The 257-nt window shown below is 62.6% G+C and carries 1 protein-coding gene; it reads left to right on the plus strand.

Annotated features, from left to right (window positions below; genetic code table 11):
• Window positions 1-257 (plus strand): orotidine 5'-phosphate decarboxylase / HUMPS family protein (locus tag SAZ04_RS22475; RefSeq protein ID WP_332699906.1); only part of this gene is annotated, 257 nt, incomplete at both ends.

The following is a 257-nucleotide window of genomic DNA, read 5'->3' on the forward strand; positions in this document are numbered from 1 at the left end:
CGGTTACCGTGTTAACCAGCATGGAAGCGAGCGATTTGCAGGATATCGGCATTACCGCCACACCTGCGGAGCATGCCGAACGCCTGGCGCGTCTCACTCAGCAGTGCGGGCTTGATGGCGTCGTCTGCTCGGCGCAGGAAGCGGTGCGTTTCAAAAGCGAGCTTGGTCAGGCATTTAAACTGGTCACGCCGGGGATTCGCCCGCAGGGCAGCGACGCAGGCGATCAGCGCCGGATTATGACGGCCGAGCAGGCGCTG

The sequence above is a fragment of the Halalkalibacter lacteus genome (assembly GCF_036663595.1).
Taxonomy (GTDB): domain Bacteria; phylum Bacillota; class Bacilli; order Bacillales; family Bacillaceae_D; genus Halalkalibacter; species Halalkalibacter lacteus.